The following is a 904-nucleotide window of genomic DNA, read 5'->3' as shown; positions in this document are numbered from 1 at the left end:
GCAACTGGCGCTGCAGTAGTAAATGTTCCAGTGTCGGCCGTCAATGCGATGGCTCACGTTCCTGTCGTGTCGGGCAACTCGTCGGTCGGCGCATTCGCAGTAACCGCAGACAGTTCCGCGAAGATCCCAACGGTTTCGGGATCCTCGAACGTGACTGCCGTCAAGGCGACGGCTTCCTCGCTAGCAAGCGCACCCTCGGTTACCACCTATCCCACACCGGACTTTGTGTACTTCTCCCCGAATATCACCACGTCACTGTCAGTCGCCCAACCGTCCGGGGGATGGGCGAATATCACCATTGCGGCGATCTTCAATTCACCCATGCCTGGTGGCGACATCTTCGGTGCCACGTCTGACGTGTGGCTGAAGATCGAAAGCCAGAGCGGCAAGCCCGCAGCACTCGCAGGCAACGGTGAAGCCTTCGGCGCGTGGCCGATGAACAACAATCAGGTTGCCCTATCACGCAACCAGATGATTGTCACGCGAACCCTGACCAGTATGCGATCGGTCGTCAATGGGACCGTAGCGGAACTCACTGGTCGCTCGAACTCGCCACTTAACCAGGTGATGCAGGTGAAGAGTTCGAATTCAAACCTGAAGGCCGTCGCGCTGTGGAATCGGGCTTTGAGTTCATCGGAGCAGACTGCAGCGTTGGCGTGGCTCGACACGCAAGCGCCTATCTAGGCAACCTGATTGAATGTGGCCATGAAGATTTTGGCTTTCATTGGAGCGATCGCTGTTGCATGGGGTATTCGCGAAGCCTGGGAGGCGTCAACCAGCGTCCGCGCCTGGGATAGATTCCGCAACGGGGGAAAGCCTTAAGATCATGCGCCCATCATGAAGCAGCCAGACAACTAAACGCACCACAGCACCGACAAGGCGCCTCTCGCAAACTGGCGGGGGG

Annotated in this window: 1 protein-coding gene; it reads left to right on the top strand. The window is 58.1% G+C overall.

Going from position 1 to position 904, the window contains the following annotated elements:
* Positions 1-684: hypothetical protein (locus M1L53_RS33050; RefSeq protein WP_261949515.1), on the top strand; the 684-nt coding region annotated here is incomplete at its 5' end.
* Between the last annotated feature and the right edge of the window lie 220 nt (positions 685-904).

This window comes from Rhodococcus sp. T9N, assembly GCF_024436645.1.
GTDB classification, from domain to species: domain Bacteria; phylum Actinomycetota; class Actinomycetes; order Mycobacteriales; family Mycobacteriaceae; genus Rhodococcus_F; species Rhodococcus_F qingshengii.
The sequence above is the reverse complement of the archived record's forward strand: the minus strand, read 5'-3'. Positions and strand labels throughout refer to the sequence as shown.